Raw genomic sequence first — 17,737 nt, forward strand, 5'->3', positions numbered from 1 at the left:
CGGCGGGCCGTTCCGTTTACGGTGGAGTGGTGAGACTTGCGCGAGTGCCGGCGTTCCTGCTGCTCGTCGCGGCCGGCGCGCTGGGAACGGCGCAGCCCGCCGGTGCGGCGACGCAGCCCGATGCCGAGTACCTGAGCCCGGCCCACGGGCTGAACCTGACGATCATCGCTGCCGCACACACCGCGTCCGGCCAGAGCACGTCGTCCTGTATCCGCAAGGTCGCCGCCCGGCTGGAACGCGACCACCGGAAGCTGGCCGCCCAGGAGAACGCGGTCGCCGCCCGGCTCGATCTCGAGCTGGCGACGACGGTGGCGGCCGATCAGCGCCGGCAGCTGGTCGCCCTGGCCGCGAAGGCCGGCAAGAAGGGGTACGACGCCGCCTGGCTGCAGTTCCAGCGGCAACAGCACCAGGAGTACCTGAAGCTGGTCACGAGCGACGTACCGAAGTCGGCGTCCCCTGCGGTCGAGTCGGTGGCCAACGGCGCGAAGCCGGTGATCGAGATGGACCTGCGCATGGTGACGGGCCAGTGCAAGGAAGCGACGCATACGCCGTCCGTCGACACCGGCGCCGGTGGCATGGTCGCGGACGCCCGCGAAACGCGCACGCGGGCCGCGCTGGGCCTGATCGTCCTTGGTCTGTTGCTGTTGCTGGTGGGCAAGTCCGTCCCGGTTCGCCGGCGCCTGCTCGGCATCGGCGCGCTGGGGGTCGGCCTGGTGATGATGCTCGGCGGTGCGGTGCACGACGCCGGCCAGGTACCGAAGGCTGCCGCCGGTCCGCAGGAGCGGGAGGCCGCCGTACCACCTGTCGAGCTGAAGGTGCCGGGCCTGCTCAATGTGCGGGTGCAGCCGGTCGCGGCCGGTGGGGACGGTCGCCTGCAGGTCCCGGCCGCCGCCGACGTGGGGTGGTGGGCCGCCGGTGCAGCGCCCGGTGCGCAGGGTGGGACCGTGCTCCTGGCCGGCCATGTCGACACCGCTCGCGGACTGGGCGTCTTCGCCAAGCTGGCCGAGGTCCCGATGGACACGCGAGTGGCCGTGACGGACGGTGCGGGCGAGCAGCACTGGTACCGGATCGTCGCGCGCCGCACGTACCGGCAGAACAACCTGCCGCCGGACCTCTTCAACGGCTCGCAGAAGCCGCGGCTGGCGCTGGTCACGTGCACCGGCTCCTACGACCACGCCGCCCACCGGTACAGCGACAATCTCGTCCTGTACGGCGTCCCGCTCGACTGACCCAGCTGCTCTCGGGGCCTGCTCAGGGGTTCAACCGATATCGCCCCGCACCCTTCGGCGGCCAGAATCAACCCACGGGTGGACACTCCGGGTCCGCCCCGGGTCCGATGATCTGGACCGGTCGGCCCTCGATACTGGGGGGACACAGCCCGCCCACCACACTGGCGTGCCACCGAACGAGGAGTACGGCGATGATCGAGGCACACGGCCTCACCAAGCGATACGGCGCCACGGTTGCCGTAGACAATCTGTCGTTCGAGGTGAAACCCGGCAAGGTGACCGGCTTCCTGGGCCCCAACGGTGCCGGCAAGTCCACCACCATGCGGATGATCCTCGGCCTCGACACCCCGACCGCCGGCGACGTACTGATCGACGGCAAGCACTACAGCGACCTGAAGCAGCCGCTGACCAAGGTCGGCGCGCTGCTGGACGCCAAGTGGGTGCACCCGAACAGGTCCGCTCGCGCGCACCTGGCCTGGATGGCGGCCTCCAACAACCTGCCGAAGAGCCGGGTCGACGAGGTGCTCGCGATCGTCGGGCTCACCGAGGTCGCGGGCAAGCGGGCCGGCGCCTACTCGCTCGGTATGTCGCAGCGGCTCGGCATCGCCGGCGCACTGCTGGGCGACCCGGAGATTCTGCTCTTCGACGAGCCGGTCAACGGCCTCGACCCCGAGGGCATCGTCTGGATCCGTCAGTTCATGCACCGGCTCGCCGACGAGGGCCGCACGGTCTTCGTCTCAAGCCACCTGCTGTCGGAGATGGCGCTGACCGCCGAGGAGCTCGTGGTGATCGGCCGCGGCCGGCTGATCTCGCAGACCAGCACCAAGCAGTTCGTCGACCAGGCCAGCGGCAGCAGCATCAAGGTGCGCAGCCCGCAGCTCGACCAGCTGCAGACCCTGCTCACCGCCGGCCCGATCACGACCCGGATCGAGGACGTCGAGGACGAGGGCAAGGTCCTGTTCGTCGACGGCAAGATCAGCACCGACCAGATCGGTGAGACCGCCGCGGCCAACAACATCGTCCTGCACGAGCTGACCCTGCAGCGCGGCTCGCTCGAGGCAGCGTTCATGCAGATGACCGGCGACTCGGTCCAGTACCACGCGCACGACCAGGTGGCACCGCCGGTGCCGCCGGCCGAGGTCGTCGTGGCAGAAGAGGAGAAGATCTGATGTCCCTGGTCACCGTGGAGCGGATCAAGCTCTTCAGTACGCGGTCGCCGTGGTGGTGCATGATCATCGCGCTGATCCTGGCCGACGGTTTCATCACCCTGGGCTTCCTCTTCGCGCCGACCGAGGTCAAGGCCGACTTCACGCCGGCCGCGACCCAAGGCACCTACCTGTTCGGGATGATCGTGATGATGGCGATGGCCTGCCTCGCGATCACGACCGAGTACCGGTTCGGCACCATCCGGACCAGCTTCCTGTCGGTGCCGAAGCGGATTCCGGTGCTGCTGTCCAAGACACTGGTCGCTGCCGTGCTGAGCGGCTTCGTCGGTCTCGTCTCCGCCTTCGTCGCCTGGGGACTGGGCTACATCCTGGTTCCGGACGCGGACCTCGCGATCAACTCCGGCGCCGAGTGGCGCGCCGTTCTCGGCGTACCGGTGGTCTACGCACTGGCGGCGGTCCTGGCGGTGGCGATCGGCACCCTGGTTCGCCAGAGCGCCGGTGCGCTGGCGATCGTGATCTGCTGGCCGCTGCTGCTCGAGGGCATCGGTCTGGCCATCCCGAAGGTCGGCGACTTCCTGAGCGACTGGGGCCCGTTCTCGCGGGTCAACTGGTTCCTGAACGGCGACCAGCCGGGCAGCGACCCGTCGGACGCGCTCATGGGCCCGACCTGGTCGCTGGTCTACTTCGCAGCCTGGGCGATCGGCTTGCTGGTGATCGCATTGGCGGTCGCGAAGAAGCGCGACGCCTGACAAGGCTCGGCCGGGCTGAGGGGTCCTGGTCGCTACGGCCCGTGGAACTTCGTGTTCCACGGGCCGTTCCTTTGTGCTGACCTGGTGACTCGTCTAGGGTCCCGCGCATGACTGACTGGGCAGCGATAACTGCTGACGACTTCGCCGTACCGAGTGATCGGCCGCTGGACGAGTTGGTGGGGGAGCTGTCCGAGCTGTTGCGGTCGGGGGATCCGGTGCAGCGGGATCGAGTCGCGTACTCGACGTTGGCGACCTGGATCGGGCGCGGGGTGCTGGCCGAGGCGCAGTTGCGGGAGCTCGGTGACGAAATGGTGCGGCGGTTCGGGGATGCGGAGATTCAGGCGCGGACCTTCGCGCCGTTGATCCTGGACTGCATCGTGTCGGCGGGTGTCTACGAGGCGAGCTGGGTGCCGCCGTTCGAGCGCTGGTACGTCGCTGAGACCGACCTGCGCGGGTACGACGCGGAGCTGGGCTGGCTGCACGCGGTGGCGCATGGGGCCGACCTCCTGGGGACTCTGGGGCTCTATCCGGCGGTGGAGCCGGTGGAGATGCTGCGGTTGGGCATCGGACGGCTTCTGACGCCCACTGAGTACGTGCTGCGGGACATGGAGGACGATCGGCTCAGCTATGCGCTCGCGGCCACTCTGACGCGTCCTGAGCTCACTGTGGAGGATGCGACCGAGTGGCTGGTCCCGGCGTTCACCGGGATCGTTCCGGTCGGCGTTTCGGTCAGTCCGGTGAACACCAACACCACTCGGACGTTGCGGGCGCTCTACGTGTTCGTGGACCGCGGTGTGCGGTTGCCTGATGCTAGTGAGGCCACGCAGATCCCACATGCCGTGGAGATCAAGGCACAGCTGGTCGAGGTGCTTCGGCTGGTGACGCGGAGCTATTTCTGAGGCATCCCGCGCAGCAGGGTCGTGAACTGCTGCAGACAGCTTTTGGCGGCTGAAACGGAGTAGCCGTCCCACCAGGCCGCAGGGTCGAGCCGCGCGACCCGGCCGGCCTTCACTGCGGGCAGGTGGGTCCAGATCGCGTTGCTGGTATACGACTTGAACGCTTGCTCTGCCTGGCCGCCGACAACGAAGAGGATCACGTCGGCGTCCGCCAGCACACCGACGTGTTCATGGCCGATCGGGTAGTACGTGTCGGTCCCGCCGGACGTGGTTGTCGACGGATTCCGCCGTACGCCGATCTCCTCGAGGATCGTGGCGCCGAAGATCGGGCCGCGGAGGATGCGCAGCTCTTCGGGGGTGAAGCGCAGCAGTGCGACGGAATGCTTTGCCAGGAAGGCTTTGTGCTCGGTCTGCACCTGGATGGCCCGCTCACGGAAGCTGCCGAGCGCGGCGTCCTGTTTGCCGGATTCACCGAGCAGGTCGGCGATCTGGCGTACCGACTCCTGCCAGGGCCTGCCCTTGCCGGCGTTCTCGTACGGGACGGTCGGGGCGATCGCGGAGAGCTGCGGGTACAGGTCCTTGATCCGCTGCAGGTTGCCGACGATGAGGTCCGGTTTGAGCTGTACCAGCTTCTCGAGACTGGGCTGGTCGATGCCGAGCGACTGGAAGCCGGCGGCCGGCCGTGGCAGGTAGCCAGGCACCGGTACGCCGCCGTCCAGGGTCTCGGAAGCGATCAGTGGTGCGCCGACCTCGAGGCTGACCTGCAGACCGCCGAGGGCGTCCAGTGAGACCACGCGCTGCGGGGAGACCGGGATGTCGGTGTTGCCGAGCGGATGCTGCACGCTCCGGGTCGCCGCGACCGACGGCCGGATGTCGCCGCCCGAACCGCAACCGGTCAGCCCGGCGAGGACCGCCGCGCTCAGCAGACCGGTGAATCCCCGGCGTCCCAGGAGTGCTTGGCTGTCGACGTCCGGCATGCGCGTAAGGCTACCCTTGCGGAGTGGAGTCCGGATCCCTCACAGGGCATCAGCCGACGGGTGGTTCGCGCATCCGACTTTCGGCTGCCTTTTCCCTGAACCGTCCCTTAGGTACGGTGTGCCGCTGTCCGGGGCCCGGTACAGGTTGATACCGGTGGCTGCAGAACCGTTGTCCATGACAAGGTCTGCACAGGCAGCATCGTGGCCCCCTCCCATGGTGGTGCCAACGCCACTACCCGAAGTAGTGCCAACACCATCAGATCTGGTCCCCGGCAGCGTTAGTTTTTAACTGACGGATGCAGTCGGGGGCAGCAGTTTGCAGAGAGGGCGCGTGGAAGTCATGGTTGCGACATACCTGAAGAGATGGGTCGGCAACCGGATCCTCAACAGGACCAGCCGTAAAGGTGGTCTCGACCTGTTGAAGATGCGGATGTTCCCACAGCAGGTGACGTTGCCGTTGCGCCGGCAGGGCCTGGACCCGTTGCCGGCCCTGGGTGAGGTGCGCGAAACGGATCCGGTGCACAAGCTGGCGACCGTGTTCGGGATCACCGTCTGGATGGTGACCGGGCACGCCGAGTCCAAGGCCGTGCTCGCCGACACCACGAACTTCAGCAACGACATCCGGCCGCTGGTCGGCTCGGACCCGAACAAGCCGTCCGAGGGGATCGGCGGTCTCGGGTTCACCGATCCGCCGGACCACACCCGGCTGCGCAAGCTGCTCACGCCCGAGTTCACCAAGCGCCGGCTGGCCCGGCTGGAGCCGGCGATCGAGAAGATCGTCAACGACCAGCTGGACCTGATGGAGGCCAAGGGCCCGGTCGCCGACATCGTCTCGGACTTCGCGTTCAACGTGCCGTTCCTGCTGATCGCCGACCTGCTCGGCGTCGAGGAGCAGGACCGCGACCGCTTCCGCGCCCTCGGCCCGGCCCGGTTCGACCTGTCCGCGGGCGGGATCGGCGTCTTCGGCTCGGCCAGCGAGTCGCGCGACTTCCTGTTCGAGATCGTCCGCAAGCAGCGCGCGAACCCGGGTGACGGCCTGATCGGCTCGATCATCCGCACCCAGGGCGACGACCTGGACGACGTCGAGCTCGGTGGTCTCGCCGACGGGGTCTTCCTCGGCGGCTACGAGACCTCGGCCAGCATGCTTGCTCTGGGCACTCTCGTGCTGCTCCGCAACCCCGAACACTTCGAGCGGATCCGCACCGAGCCCGGCGCCGTCGACGGCATCGTCGAGGAGCTGCTGCGCTACCTGACCGTCGTACAGGTTGCGTTCCCGCGGTTCGCGCGGCACGACCAGGAGCTGTTCGGCAAGCAGGTCAAGAAGGGCGACCTGGTCGCGGTCTCGCTCTCCGGCGCCGACCGCGACAAGCAGGTCTTCGGCGACGACGCCGAAGACTTCTACCCCCGCCGTGCCTCCTCGGCGGCCCACCTCGCCTTCGGCCACGGCATGCACCGCTGCGTCGGCGCCGAGCTCGCCCGGATGGAGCTCCGCGCCGCGTTCCTTGCCCTCGCCAACCGCTTCCCCGACCTGGCCCTCGCCGTACCGGAAGAGCAGCTCCGCTTCCGTGAACTCTCCATCGTCTACGGCCTCGACTCCCTCCCCGTCCAACTCCACGCCACCAAAACCCAGCAAGCCGTCGGCTGACGTTCGCCGAAGGCGGACCTGCAGGCCATCACAACTGAGCTTGTCGGACGGGCTCACGCGTGAGCCGGGGCGGCGGGGCTATTTGTGATGGCGTGGCGGTCCGCGTTGCTGCTGGAAACGGTGGGTTGTTGGCAGGTGGGCGGCTGGTTGGTGGGGTGGGTTTGGGGTGGAATGGCGAGCATGGTGATGGTTGGGGTTTTGGCGCCTTTGGGGGTGCCGGGGTGGGTTGAGGCGGGGCGGCAGCTGGTGGCGGGGGCGGAGGTGGCGGCTCGGGAGTTGGGGGTTGAGCTGGTGGTGCGAGATACCAGGGGGGATCCGGCGGCGGCTGTGGCGGCGGTGGATGAGTTGGTGGGGTTGGGGGTGCAGGGGCTGGCTGGGGAGTATCACAGTGTGGTGGCTCGGGCTGTGGCTGAGCGGGCGGCTGCGGTGGGGGTTCCTTATGTGTGTTCTTCGGCGGTGTTGGACGAACTGGTGGCGGAGCCTACGGATTGGGTGGCTCGGATTGCGCCGGTGCAGTCGCGGGGGTGGCGGATCTTTGCGGAGTATCTGCTGAGCATTGGGCACGAGCGGGTGGCGGTGGTCGCGCAGGCGAGTGTTTATTGGGCGGCTGGGATTGCGGTGCTGCGGAAGCAGTTGGATGTTGTTGAGTTGAGTTCGGTTGAGCCTGCTGTGGTGTGCGACGAGTTGGCGGCCAGCGGTGCGACGGCGTTGATTCTCTTGGTCGGTACGCCGACGCCCGGCGTACCGATTGCCGAAGCAGTACGGCGGGATCCGCGCCTCAACGACGTGGTGATCGGCGCACCGGCCGGCCAGCCGGAGTTCGCCGAGTGGCAAGGGCTGGCTGGGATTCCGTTCCTGCGTTACCTGCCTGAGGAATTGACGCCCCGCGGCCGCCGGGTCCACAAAGAACTCGGCGATTCGTTCGTCGCCTTCGAGGGGTACGACGCGATCGTCGTACTGGCTGACCGTATACAAGGTGCAGCTTGGAAAGACGTCGATCTCGAAGGCACGCGTGGCCGAATCCGGTTCTCCCAGGTGCTCGGGGTGTGGCAATGGGCCTGGGCCCCGATCCAGGTGGTCGAACGCGACGCGACCGGTTTCCGCGTTCTGCACTCCGGGTGAGGGAAATCTTTTCGGAGTTATAACGCTTTGTATGGAATTTGTGGCACTAAGTGGCACCTGGCCGAATCAGGGCGTGACAGAGAGCCGGGTGCATGGTCACAATGGGCGGTCCGGTTGGGGCTGTGGTGACGATGGGCGGTGATGGGCGACGTGGTGATGAGTGGCCCGCTGACCGGCCGGATCGCGACGGCGATGACCCAAGCCCAGTCGGGCGGCCATGCGACCGCGGCCGCCGAGGTCGAGCTGCTCCGCGCCGAGCTGGGGGACGAGCCCAGCTACCAGTTGGCGGCCGTCGAGTACGTGCGCGGCGTGACCGCACACCATGCGAGTGATGCGGACGAAGCCCTGCGGGCAGTCGATGCGTTGATCGCGGTGGCGAAGGCGATCGACGAGCCGGGGTGGGAAGCGAACGCGCTGCCGATCCGGATCATCAACCTCGCCCGGAGCGGGCGTGGCGGCGACACGGTCAACGATCTGGTCGCTGCGGAGCAGGCGCTGAGCCGGACGCGGGACGCCGGACTGATCGCGTGGGCCCATACCGGCTTGGGATACGCGTACGACGTACTGCGCCTCTTCGAGCTGTGTATCCCGCACTACGAGCGCGCGGCGCAGCTGGAAGACGACGTGTTCGAGCTGGCGGAGTCGACGGCGATCGACCGGCTGAATCTCGCCGAGACGTACTTGCGGTGGTCGCACGAGCTCGAGCGGCTCGGCGATCCGGCCTACGCGCAAGAGATCCGAGAGCGGCAGGCGTCGGCGGCGTACTGGGCTCGCGAGGCCGAGCGGGTGATCGTCGACGACGAGAGCCAGGAGTACTGGCGATTGAGCGCGCGGCTGTGGGTCGCGGCTGCCGCGGCGGAGTCCGATCCGACCGTTGCGGTCAAGGAGCTGACCGAGTGCCGCGATGAGATCAGCAAGCTGGGCGAGACAGAGCGGCTGGCCATCGCCGGCGCCTATCTCGCGCGGGCCTGGGCTGCGAAGGGCGATCTGGAGGCGGCGCGAGCGGCGGCTGAGCGGGCAGCCGCGGATCTGATTCCGCTGGCGGACCCGGCGACGAATCTGCTGGTGTTGCAGACCCAGTCGGAGATCGCGGCGGCGCGTGGTGAGCCAGGAGCCCTTGCAGGCTTGGAGTATGCGCAGTCGGTGACGCGCAGCTGGTGGAAGGAGCGGCAGCGGGCGCTGAACGCCGTTCGGCATGCGCTTACCAGCCACGATTTGTCCGCGCGCCACGATGCCGAGTGGCATGCCGCGCGGCAGGATCCGTTGACCGGCGTGGGAAATCGGCGGGCGCTCGACGAGCGGCTGACGGCCGCGCGGGATTCCGGGCGCGCGGTCACCTTGCTGGCCATCGATGTCGACGACCTGAAGATCGTCAACGACACACACGGGCACGCCTGCGGGGACCAATTGCTGCAGGTTGTGGCCAATCTCCTGGTAGAACAGGCGCGAGCGACCGATGCCGTGATTCGATCGGGTGGCGACGAGTTCTTCGTCGTGCTCGATCAGCCGGATGCCAAGGGCGGCGCGCAGCTGGCCGAGCGGATCCGGATCGCGGTCGCGGCGATCGCGGCGACCACGGATCAGCCGTGGTTGCGGCACCTGGGGCTCAGCATCGGGTACGCCGCAACGGCGGAAGGGGTCGGCGTGGACCACCTGGTGACCACCGCCGACCGGCGGTTGTACGACGACAAGCGCCGGCACAGAGTGAGGCAGTGAAGGAGATTCGGTGCGCGAGACGTCGGGGGTGACGGCGCGGATCGCGGCGGCGATGACCCGGGCTCAGTCCGGCAACCCGGCGGAGGCCGGTCAGGAAATCAATCGCTTGCTCGTCGAGCTGGGGACCGAGCCCAGCCACGAGCGTGCCGCCGCGGAGTACGTGCGCGCGGTCGCGGCGCATCATGCGACCGACGGCGTGGAGGCGCTGGACGCGGTCGACGGCTGTATCCGGGTGGCGCGAGCGATCGACGAGCCGGGCTGGGAGGCGAACGCGATCGCGATCCGGATCGTCACGCTGATCCGGACCGGCGAGGGCGGTGACTCGGTCGCCGACCTGGTCGCGGCCGAGAACGCGCTCTCGCGGACCCGTGACCTCGGGCTGGCCGGCTGGGCCCACACCGGCCTCGGCTATGCCTACGACCTGCTCCGCCTGTACGAGCTGTGCATTCCGCACTTCGAGCTGGCCGCGGAGGGCGATCACGTCCCGCTCGGCCTGGCCGAGGCGCCGGCGATCAACCGGCTCAATCTCGCAGAGTCCAACCTGCGCTGGGCGCACGAGCTCGAGCGGCTCGGCGACACGTCGTACGACGAAGAGATCCGTGAGCGACGGAGGGCTGCGCACCACTGGGCGGGTGAGGCGGTCGAGGTGATCGTCGCCGCGGACCTGCTCGGGTACTGGCCGATCGCCGGGCGGATGTGGCTGGCGGCCAGCAACGACGAGGCGGACGCAGGCGAGGCTGCGGTCGTGCTCAAGGACTGCCGCGATCAGCTGGCCAAGCTGGGTGACCTGGAGCTCGCGGCGATCGCCGGCACGTACCTAGCCCGCTCGTACGCCGCCAGCGGACGACTCGACGAAGCCATCGAAGCCGCACAGCGTGCCGGCAGTGACCTCCCGCCGACCTCTGATCCGCCAGTCGAGGCTCTGGTCCGGCACACTGCGGTCCAGATCGCTGCTGAGACAGGCGATTCCGGAGCGGTGACCGGACTGCAGTACGCGCGCGCGATCTCCAGAGGCTGGTGGGCCGAGCGCCTCCGCGGCCTGTACGCCGTTCGCAGCGCGCTGGCCAACCACGAGCTATCGATCCGCCATGACGCGGAGTGGCGTGCAGCACGGGAGGATCCGCTGACCGGGGTGGGCAATCGGCGCGCACTGGACGAGCGCATGTCCGTCGCGCACGACGCCGGCCGATCGATTGCCGTGCTGGCGATCGACGTCGACAACCTGAAGGTCATCAACGACAGCTACGGCCATGCGTGCGGTGACGAGGTACTGCGCCGCGTCGGGCAACTGCTGCGCGAGCAGAGCCGGGCAGAGGACGTGGTGGCTCGAGCCGGTGGTGACGAGTTCGTCGTCGTACTGGACAACCCGGACGAGCGTGGCGCGCGAGAGCTGGTCGAGCGGATCAAGGCAGCCGCAGAGCGCGTTGCTGCGCAAGCAACGGAGCCCTGGTTCGCCATGCTGCAGCTCAGCATCGGTCAAGCGAGCAGCAAGGACGGTACGCCGGTCAGCGAGCTCATGACTATTGCCGATCAGCGCATGTACGCCGAGAAGCGCCGCCGCCGCAGCTAGTACTCGAGGAAGCCCTCGATGAGCAGCTGCCGGATCTGCGGCAGGTACTCGGTCAGTACGTCGACCAGCTGGCGATCCAAGAGATCGGCCAACGCTGCGAGGATCTGGCCGACGCTCAGCTCGCCGTCACACGCGCCGACGAAGCCCGCCATCACAGTGTCCACCTGCTCGGCTCGCCGCATGCCACGCTGGCGCCGCAGCACGATGGTGGCCGGATCCTCCGCACCTGGCTGCCCGGTCGTCTCCTGGATCACGTCGTCGGCGACAACGAGGTGCAGACCGGTCAGGTCGCTCGGCAGCCCTTCCTGGCGCTCGAAACGACGCAGTACGTGCGGTCCGATCGGACGCTCGATCTCGTACGGCCATTCCTCCGCTTCGAGTACGCCGGGCACGTTGTGCAGGGTGATCCAGCCCATGCCGATCGCCTCGACGTTCTGGTCGTCCAGCCAGCGCATCCACTCGTCGTACCGGCTCTGGTACGCCGGTGTGCCGTGCAGACCCGCGTCGCGCAGCCACAGCTCGACGTACTCGGAGGGGTCGAGTTGTTCGCGCTGGACCACCCAAGCGGAGCGATCGCCGGTCCAGGTCGCGAGGCGGTCGCGCCAGTCCTGTCCGCGGACACAGGTCCAGTTGGCGAGCAGTTGGCACCAGCCGCCGTCGGTGAGGTGCACTGGCGCCTGCTGGACGAGCTGCTGCACCAGACTGTCGCCGGCAAAGCTCGTCTCGCGGTAGGTGAGCTGTGAGTTCGGTGGTGAGATCACGTACGGCGGGTTGCTGATGATGAGGTCGAAGCGCTCACCGTGGACCGGTTCGAAGAGGCTGCCGGTGCGGACGTCGAGATCGATCCGGTTCAAAGCTGCCGTGGCGCGGGCCAGCTCGAGCGCGCGCGGGTTGACGTCGGTCGCGACGATCTGGTTGACCCGATTCGCCAGATGCAGCGATTGGATGCCGCAGCCGGTGCCGATGTCGAGCGCACGCTCGGCTTTGATCGGGACGGTCAGGTGGACGAGGCTGAGGCTTGCCGGTGCGATCCCGAGGACGTAATCGGACCGCATCACCTCTCGACGACCGTCGAGGCCGGGCGTGAGGTCGGCGACGACCCACCACTGCTGGTCGTCCTCCGCGAACGGGCGGATGTCGAGGATCGCGCGGTCGTCCGCAACGATGCCGAGCGCAACCAGGTCGATGCCCGGGAAAGCCTTGTCTACAAGGGGTTGAGGCACAGTCTGCTGCAGCAGGAACAGCCGGATCATCGTGTCGAGCGCGTCGCCGGTGCCAGTACGCCGTACCGCTAGCGTCGTCTCGTTCCGCGCGAGTGCCGCGTTGGCCTGCGCTCCCAGCCGCTCGGCCACACCCTCAACCGTGTACCCAGCGTCGGTGAACGCCGCCCGCAGTGCCTCAACAACAGTCCCCGTCAGTTCCACCCCCACATCCTCCCACCTCATCACGAGGTGGGAGGCGTGAGGCAGTCCTACGGGTTGCAGCTCACCTTGGCGTCGGCCCAGTCGGCGTGGTCGCTGGTGACACCGTCACCGCCGTCCGTGACCTGGAGGGTGAGGGTTTGGGCGCCGGTCACGTCCACCGAGACGGTGGCCGTGGGGGAGGTGCCCGTGAGCAGGTCGGACGTGTGCTTGGCGACGCCGTCGGTGAGGACCTTAAAGGAGACCTTGCCGCGGTCCTCCATCTCGTCGTCGACGCCCACCTTGGCGGTGAACGTCGTGCAGTTGCCGCCGAGACGGACGCTGACGACCGAGGGAGCGTGCGTGCCAAGGCCCTTGGCGTACGTCGTTCCGTCGAGGGTCAGCGCGGCGCCGTCGCCAGGCGCGTCTTCGCCGTTGCTGTGGTCCCGTTCGACCGGGCCCCAGCCGTTGGTGGAGTCGAGGAACTCCAGGTCGCTGACCCACTGCTCGCCCTTGGGCGCCGGAGGCAACGGCTTGTCGGCGATCGTGGCGGCGAAGAAACCGAGTCCGCCACCGGGCAGCTTGATCGCCTGCACGGTCTTGCCGGCATCAAGCGGTACGGCGGTGTAGAAGACCCGGTAGTCCGTCGTGGTGTTCGCCAGTCCGGCCGGGGTGTAGCGGCCCTTGACCGCGACCGCCAGATTCGCGCCGCCGGTGGTCGCGTCCTGGCAACACCAGTTGGGCAGCTGGAACGTCGACTGAGACGAACTGCCGTCGGTGTAGAGAATCGTCACCGCGCCACGTGCGTTCAGACTGGCCCCGGCTCCCAGCAGTGCAAGGTGCGAACCGGTGCCCGACACCAGGATCGGCGCTGACTGGTTCTTCACCAGGTTCGGCGTACCGGGTGCTCCGGTCGGCCAGGTGAACTGCGCGTCCTGCACCGTGACCGTTGCTCCGGGCTTGTAGCCTGCCGCGGCCAGCGCCTCGCCGTTGAAGCTGTTTCCCGACCCGTCGAAATTGCCCTTGGCGTACGTCGTCGCGTCGGTGATCCCGACTGTGTTCGCAGCCTGCGACAGTGACCCGTACGGCAGCTGCGCCGTCGCAACCGCGTTCTGCACATAACGTTTGCCGCCAGCAACATAACTGGCCGCGAGTGACAAGGTGAAGCTCGCCGGCTGGACGTCTGCACCCGGAGTCACCTGAAGCTTCGTGGTGACGGTCTGACCCGCACCCACCGACGGGAACGACGTCACGCCGGTAGAGGTCCACCCCGCCGGCAGCTGCAGGTCCAGGTTCACATTGCGAACAACAGAGCCGGTGTCGTTGCGGAAGGTCGCCGTCACCTCAGTGGCCTGCCCCGGGGCGTTCCACAGCGCTGGTGTGTTGAGTTCCGGCGTACCGAAGGTGTTGGCGACGTCCGGCCCGCCGACGGACGAGGTGCCGAGCAGGCGGACCGTGGAGCTCTTCGAGGTGGAGACAGCTGCGGTCTGCACGGTCACCACGCCGTCCTGGTAGCTCCACTTGGCCGGACGGCCGTCGATCAGTACGGCGTGCGGGGCCGAGCCCGTGTGCACAGTCAGCTCGTACGGACGGGAGGCCGGCTTACCGGCGTACGAGCCGTTGAGTGCGCCGATGCGAACGGTCACATCGCCGCGGCCGTTCACCGGAGCGTCGACAGTGAACTCTTGCTGGGCCGACTGCTTGGCCCGCGTGACCCGGTCGTCCTCGAACAGCTTGAACGACGACTTGCCCTGCGGATAGATGTCCACCGTGAGCCGGTCACCGGGCGCCTGCTCGGCGGCCGCGTTGATCCCCGGCTTCCACATCGGTACGACGGCGCCCGCCTTCACGAACAGCGGCAGCGTGTCGAGACCGGCGTGGTACCCGTTGACCGTGGTCGGCCCCTGGTAGACCCGCCCGGTCCAGTAGTCGACCCACCGGCCCGCCGGCAGGTAGATACCGCTCTTGACCTCGTCCGCACCCCACATCGGTGCGACCAGGAACTCCTTGCCGGCCAGGAACTCGTACTTGGTGGTGTCGTCCCACGTCTTCGGGTCGTTCGGGTACTCCAGCACCAGCGACCGGTTGAGCGGAGCGCCGGTCCGGTGCGCCTCAGCGGCGTACGTGTAGAAGTACGGCAGCAGGCGCTCGCGCAGCTTCAGGTACTTGCGGTTGATATCCGTGTACGGCGCTCCGTACGCCCACGGCTGCTTGATCGCCGGAGTGGCCCAGCCCGACATCGTCATGAACGCCGGGTTGAACACCTTCCACTGCAGATCCCGCACGTACGACTGCGCGGAGCCGCCGAAGATGCCGTCGACGTCACCGGCGCTGTAGGCGATACCGGAGTTGCCGGAGCCGGTGATGGCCGGGATCTGCCACTTGATGGCGTCCAGCGAGCCGCTGTGGTCACCGGTCCACTGCACTGCACACCGCTGCGCGCCGGCCCAGCCCTCGACCATCCAGGCGAACCCGCGGGCGTTGCTGTACTGCTCAATACCGTCATGCGCCGTGTCACAGGCGCTCAGTGCGTACCGGTAGCCCGGGCCGACCCAGGCGACGTCCAACTTGCGGACGCGCACTCCGGCGTCACCCACCTCGGCCGGCTGCCGGTCGAGCGAGGACTGCGTCCACAGGCCCATCTCGATGTTCCGCTTGCGCAGCTCGTCACCGGTCTGCTTCAGAGCAGGAATGTCCCGCTTGCCCCAGTAGGTGCCGTCGACCTTCTCGAACTCGGTGTTGTCGGAGTAGCCGCAGCCGTAGTCGTCGTTGACGAGCATCCAGCCGCCAGGCATGTCCTCGTCGCGGAACCGCTGGGCGACCTTCACCGCGTCCAGAGTGGTGACCTTGTCCGGGTTCACCTTCCAGTCGTTGCTCGGGTCCGGGTCCTTCGCGTAGTGACCGCGGTTGTAGCAGTCGGAGTCGCCGTACTCGAGTCCGTAGATCGGCGGCATGAACGGCCGGCCGGTCAGCTCGGTGTAGCGGTCGAGTGAGGTCTTGAGGTCGCCGATGAAGTAGTACGCGTCAAAGCGCTTCTCGTCGTGCGTCACCTCGACCGGGCTGGTGAAGCTGTAGCTCCCGGGGCTGAACGTGTTCCGGAGGACGCCGTACCCGGCGGTGCTCATGTAGTACGGCGACGCGTTCGGGTTGCCGCCGTCCTCCCAGTTGAAGTCCTTGGAGATCTTGATCGTCTCGTCGCGGTGCGAGAAGCGGCCGTTCTGCATGCCGCCGCCGAAGAACTGCTCGTTCGCACCGCGGGTCAGCGACTGGGTGGTGGAGGTGTCGGTCCACGACAGCGGCGCCGCCTCGGCCCAGACCAGCCGGCTGTCGCGGTAGACGCTGAACTTCAGCGGCTTCTTCTGCGCCCGGACCTCGATCTTGCCGGTCGTCAGCGAGTAGTACTGACCGCGGTCGCGCCACGACGTCTTCGGGGTGCCGTAGTCGGTCTTCGTGACGATGGTCGACGCCGGGTCGCCCGGGTTCTCCGGTGGCGCGCTCGCGGGGTCGGTGAAGGTTCCGTCCGGTGCCAGCCAGAGCCGGAACACGTCGTCCTTCAGGAACGCGACCCGCACCTTCGCGGTCCCAGCGCTGAGCGTGTACGTCGCCCTGTCGGCTGAGAACCCGGTGACGTCACCGAGCGTGGTGCCTGCGGCCTGCGCCGAGGTGGTCGTGCTCACTAGTGCGCCCGCAAGGAGCGCTACCGCGACTACTGAACGTTTCATACGAACAAAGATGCTCACTGGGCCTCACTTCACGCATCTATGAACAAGATGCGCTCATTGAAGCTCACCGCGTTCGTCTTGTCACCACGTCGGCCGTCACGAAGTTGAGACGAGGTCTCCATCACAGAGTGAAAACCGGCGGTGACGATGAGTCGCATGGTGAACTCCGGTCACAGCAGTCACATCCGTCACACCCTCGGGCGCCGGGGGCTGCTGGCCGGCGGGCTCGTGGCCGGGCTCGGCGCCGCACTGCCGGGCGTCGCGCAGGCGCGGCTGGTCGACCCCGACCGCCCGCGAGGCGCCGCCCCGCAGCAGGCCGCCGCCCCGGCGCGCGGCGTACAAGCACAGGGGGACCCCAACTTCCACCCCGTGCAGTTCCGGCTGCCGAAGCCGACCGGCCGCAAGTACCTCGGTACGACGTCGTTGCACCTGATCGACGACAAGCGACCGGACCCGACGATGCCCAGCGGCAAGCGCGAGCTGATGATCACGCTCTGGTACCCGTCGTCGCTGGTGGGCGGCTCGCCGCTGGCCAAGTACATGCCGCGGCGGACCGCGATGGAGGTCGACGACAGCTGGACCGGTGAATACGGCCTGGCCCTGCCGACCGGGACGTTCGACTTCGCGAACACCGAGACCCACAGCCGGCTGGACGCGCCGATGCAGAAGATGAAGCATCCAGTACTGCTCTTCTCGCCCGGCTATCAGTACAGCCGGTTCGTGAACACCGCGCTCGCCGAGGACCTGGCCAGTCGTGGCTACGTGGTGGTGGCGATGGACCACACCCACGAGACCCCGACCGAGTTCCCGGGCGGGCGGTTTCTGCCCGGCGTACCGGCGACGCAGTTGCCTGATCCGCTCTTCACCCGCCAGTACGTCGAGACGCGGGTCGCCGACGCGCGGTTCGTCCTCGATCAGCTCACCGAGCTCGCCGCGGGGCGCAATCCCGTCGCGAAGGACAGCGAGCTGCCGTCGGGGTTCGGTATCGGTCTGGACGTGCGCCGGGTCGGCATGTTCGGCGTCGGGCTGGGCGGCTATGCGACCGCTGCCACGATGCGCGCGGACCAGCGGATCTCTACTGGTCTGGACCTGGACGGCACACTCCAGGACGACCGGCGCAAGGGCCCGCTGGCCGAGGCCGCGAAGAAGGGGCTCAAGCAGCCGCTGCTGCTCTTCGGGTCGGATGAGACGCAATTCACCGATCCCAAAAAGGACTACTTCGACCTCTCCTGGGCGACCTTCTGGGCGGTGCAGAAGGGCGGCAAGCTCAACCTCAACCTGGCCGGGGCCAAGCAGAAGGCGTTCACCGACTACCAGTTCGTCTTCGACCAGGTTTTCCGCGACATCTACGGCGACGATCCGATCATCACCTCGGTCATGACCGCGCTGGTCGGCAAGGTCGATCCGGCTCAGAGCGTCCGCGCGCAGCGCGAATACATCGCCGCGTACTTCGACACCACTTTGCGGCGCCGCCCGAACGAGCTGCTCCGCCAGGACTCGCCGGAATTCCCTGAAGTTCACATCCGTTGGTAAGCCTGAACGGCC

Annotated in this window: 12 protein-coding genes; 9 read left to right on the plus strand and 3 right to left on the minus strand. The window is 67.9% G+C overall.

Translation table 11 applies throughout. The features are described from left to right. Positions 1-29 precede the first annotated feature (29 nt). The 4 genes from ABZS29_RS28140 (at position 30) to ABZS29_RS28155 (ending at position 4,043) form a co-directional block, all read left to right on the plus strand. The gene (locus ABZS29_RS28140) at positions 30-1,229 is read left to right on the plus strand and encodes a DUF4142 domain-containing protein (protein WP_355466189.1); all 1,200 of its coding nucleotides are present in this window, start codon (positions 30-32) and stop codon (positions 1,227-1,229) included. Positions 1,230-1,420: 191 nt separating this feature from the next. Next, positions 1,421-2,398: an ABC transporter ATP-binding protein gene (locus ABZS29_RS28145; RefSeq protein ID WP_355466191.1), complete on the plus strand. Its 978-nt coding sequence runs from the start codon at positions 1,421-1,423 to the stop codon at positions 2,396-2,398. Further along, complete coding sequence (locus ABZS29_RS28150) at positions 2,398-3,144, plus strand: ABC transporter permease subunit (protein WP_355466193.1); 747 nt, start codon at positions 2,398-2,400, stop codon at positions 3,142-3,144. The genes ABZS29_RS28145 and ABZS29_RS28150 overlap by 1 nt, the downstream gene beginning before the upstream one ends. Positions 3,145-3,251: 107 nt before the next feature. Next, positions 3,252-4,043: a DUF2785 domain-containing protein gene (locus ABZS29_RS28155; RefSeq protein ID WP_355466195.1), complete on the plus strand. Its 792-nt coding sequence runs from the start codon at positions 3,252-3,254 to the stop codon at positions 4,041-4,043. Here the strand turns inward: ABZS29_RS28155 and ABZS29_RS28160 are convergent. Next, a complete protein-coding gene (locus ABZS29_RS28160; RefSeq protein WP_355466197.1) occupies positions 4,034-5,017 on the minus strand; it encodes an iron-siderophore ABC transporter substrate-binding protein in 984 nt (327 codons plus the stop codon). The two genes, ABZS29_RS28155 and ABZS29_RS28160, sit on opposite strands and share 10 nt — an antisense overlap. A 340-nt stretch (positions 5,018-5,357) precedes the next feature. On the opposite strand from ABZS29_RS28160, the gene ABZS29_RS28165 reads away from it, so the two are divergent. The 4 genes from ABZS29_RS28165 (at position 5,358) to ABZS29_RS28180 (ending at position 11,070) form a co-directional block, all read left to right on the plus strand. Beyond that, positions 5,358-6,662 (plus strand): cytochrome P450, encoded by a 1,305-nt coding sequence (locus tag ABZS29_RS28165; protein WP_355466623.1) that lies wholly within the window; start codon positions 5,358-5,360, stop codon positions 6,660-6,662. A gap of 186 nt (positions 6,663-6,848) precedes the next feature. Then, a complete protein-coding gene (locus tag ABZS29_RS28170) occupies positions 6,849-7,784 on the plus strand; it encodes an ABC transporter substrate-binding protein (RefSeq protein WP_355466625.1) in 936 nt (311 codons plus the stop codon). A gap of 141 nt (positions 7,785-7,925) precedes the next feature. Then, positions 7,926-9,500, plus strand: a complete 1,575-nt coding sequence (locus ABZS29_RS28175; protein WP_355466199.1) for a GGDEF domain-containing protein — start codon at positions 7,926-7,928, stop codon at positions 9,498-9,500. A gap of 10 nt (positions 9,501-9,510) precedes the next feature. Next, a complete protein-coding gene (locus ABZS29_RS28180) occupies positions 9,511-11,070 on the plus strand; it encodes a GGDEF domain-containing protein (RefSeq protein WP_355466201.1) in 1,560 nt (519 codons plus the stop codon). Here the strand turns inward: ABZS29_RS28180 and ABZS29_RS28185 are convergent. Together ABZS29_RS28185 and ABZS29_RS28190 are read right to left on the minus strand one after the other, a co-directional pair. Then, positions 11,067-12,494: a class I SAM-dependent methyltransferase gene (locus ABZS29_RS28185; RefSeq protein WP_355466203.1), complete on the minus strand. Its 1,428-nt coding sequence runs from the start codon at positions 12,492-12,494 to the stop codon at positions 11,067-11,069. The two genes, ABZS29_RS28180 and ABZS29_RS28185, sit on opposite strands and share 4 nt — an antisense overlap. A gap of 47 nt (positions 12,495-12,541) precedes the next feature. Next, the gene (locus tag ABZS29_RS28190) at positions 12,542-16,192 is read right to left on the minus strand and encodes an NPCBM/NEW2 domain-containing protein (protein ID WP_355466205.1); all 3,651 of its coding nucleotides are present in this window, start codon (positions 16,190-16,192) and stop codon (positions 12,542-12,544) included. Between the two features lie 156 nt (positions 16,193-16,348). Here ABZS29_RS28190 and ABZS29_RS28195 point away from each other — a divergent pair, with 156 nt between their 5' ends. Continuing rightward, complete coding sequence (locus ABZS29_RS28195) at positions 16,349-17,725, plus strand: hypothetical protein (RefSeq protein WP_355466207.1); 1,377 nt, start codon at positions 16,349-16,351, stop codon at positions 17,723-17,725. The last annotated feature ends 12 nt before the right edge of the window (positions 17,726-17,737 follow it).

The organism is Kribbella sp. NPDC005582 (genome assembly GCF_040605415.1).
Lineage (GTDB): Bacteria > Actinomycetota > Actinomycetes > Propionibacteriales > Kribbellaceae > Kribbella.

Coding starts and splice junctions, on each gene's coding strand:
- ABZS29_RS28145 (WP_355466191.1), top strand. CDS start 1,421: ATGATCGAGGCACACGGCCTCACCAAGCGATACGGCGCCACGGTTGCC.
- ABZS29_RS28150 (WP_355466193.1), top strand. CDS start 2,398: ATGTCCCTGGTCACCGTGGAGCGGATCAAGCTCTTCAGTACGCGGTCG.
- ABZS29_RS28155 (WP_355466195.1), top strand. CDS start 3,252: ATGACTGACTGGGCAGCGATAACTGCTGACGACTTCGCCGTACCGAGT.
- ABZS29_RS28160 (WP_355466197.1), bottom strand. CDS start 5,017: ATGCCGGACGTCGACAGCCAAGCACTCCTGGGACGCCGGGGATTCACC.
- ABZS29_RS28165 (WP_355466623.1), top strand. CDS start 5,358: ATGGTTGCGACATACCTGAAGAGATGGGTCGGCAACCGGATCCTCAAC.
- ABZS29_RS28170 (WP_355466625.1), top strand. CDS start 6,849: ATGGTTGGGGTTTTGGCGCCTTTGGGGGTGCCGGGGTGGGTTGAGGCG.
- ABZS29_RS28175 (WP_355466199.1), top strand. CDS start 7,926: ATGGGCGACGTGGTGATGAGTGGCCCGCTGACCGGCCGGATCGCGACG.
- ABZS29_RS28190 (WP_355466205.1), bottom strand. CDS start 16,192: ATGAAACGTTCAGTAGTCGCGGTAGCGCTCCTTGCGGGCGCACTAGTG.
- ABZS29_RS28195 (WP_355466207.1), top strand. CDS start 16,349: ATGGTGAACTCCGGTCACAGCAGTCACATCCGTCACACCCTCGGGCGC.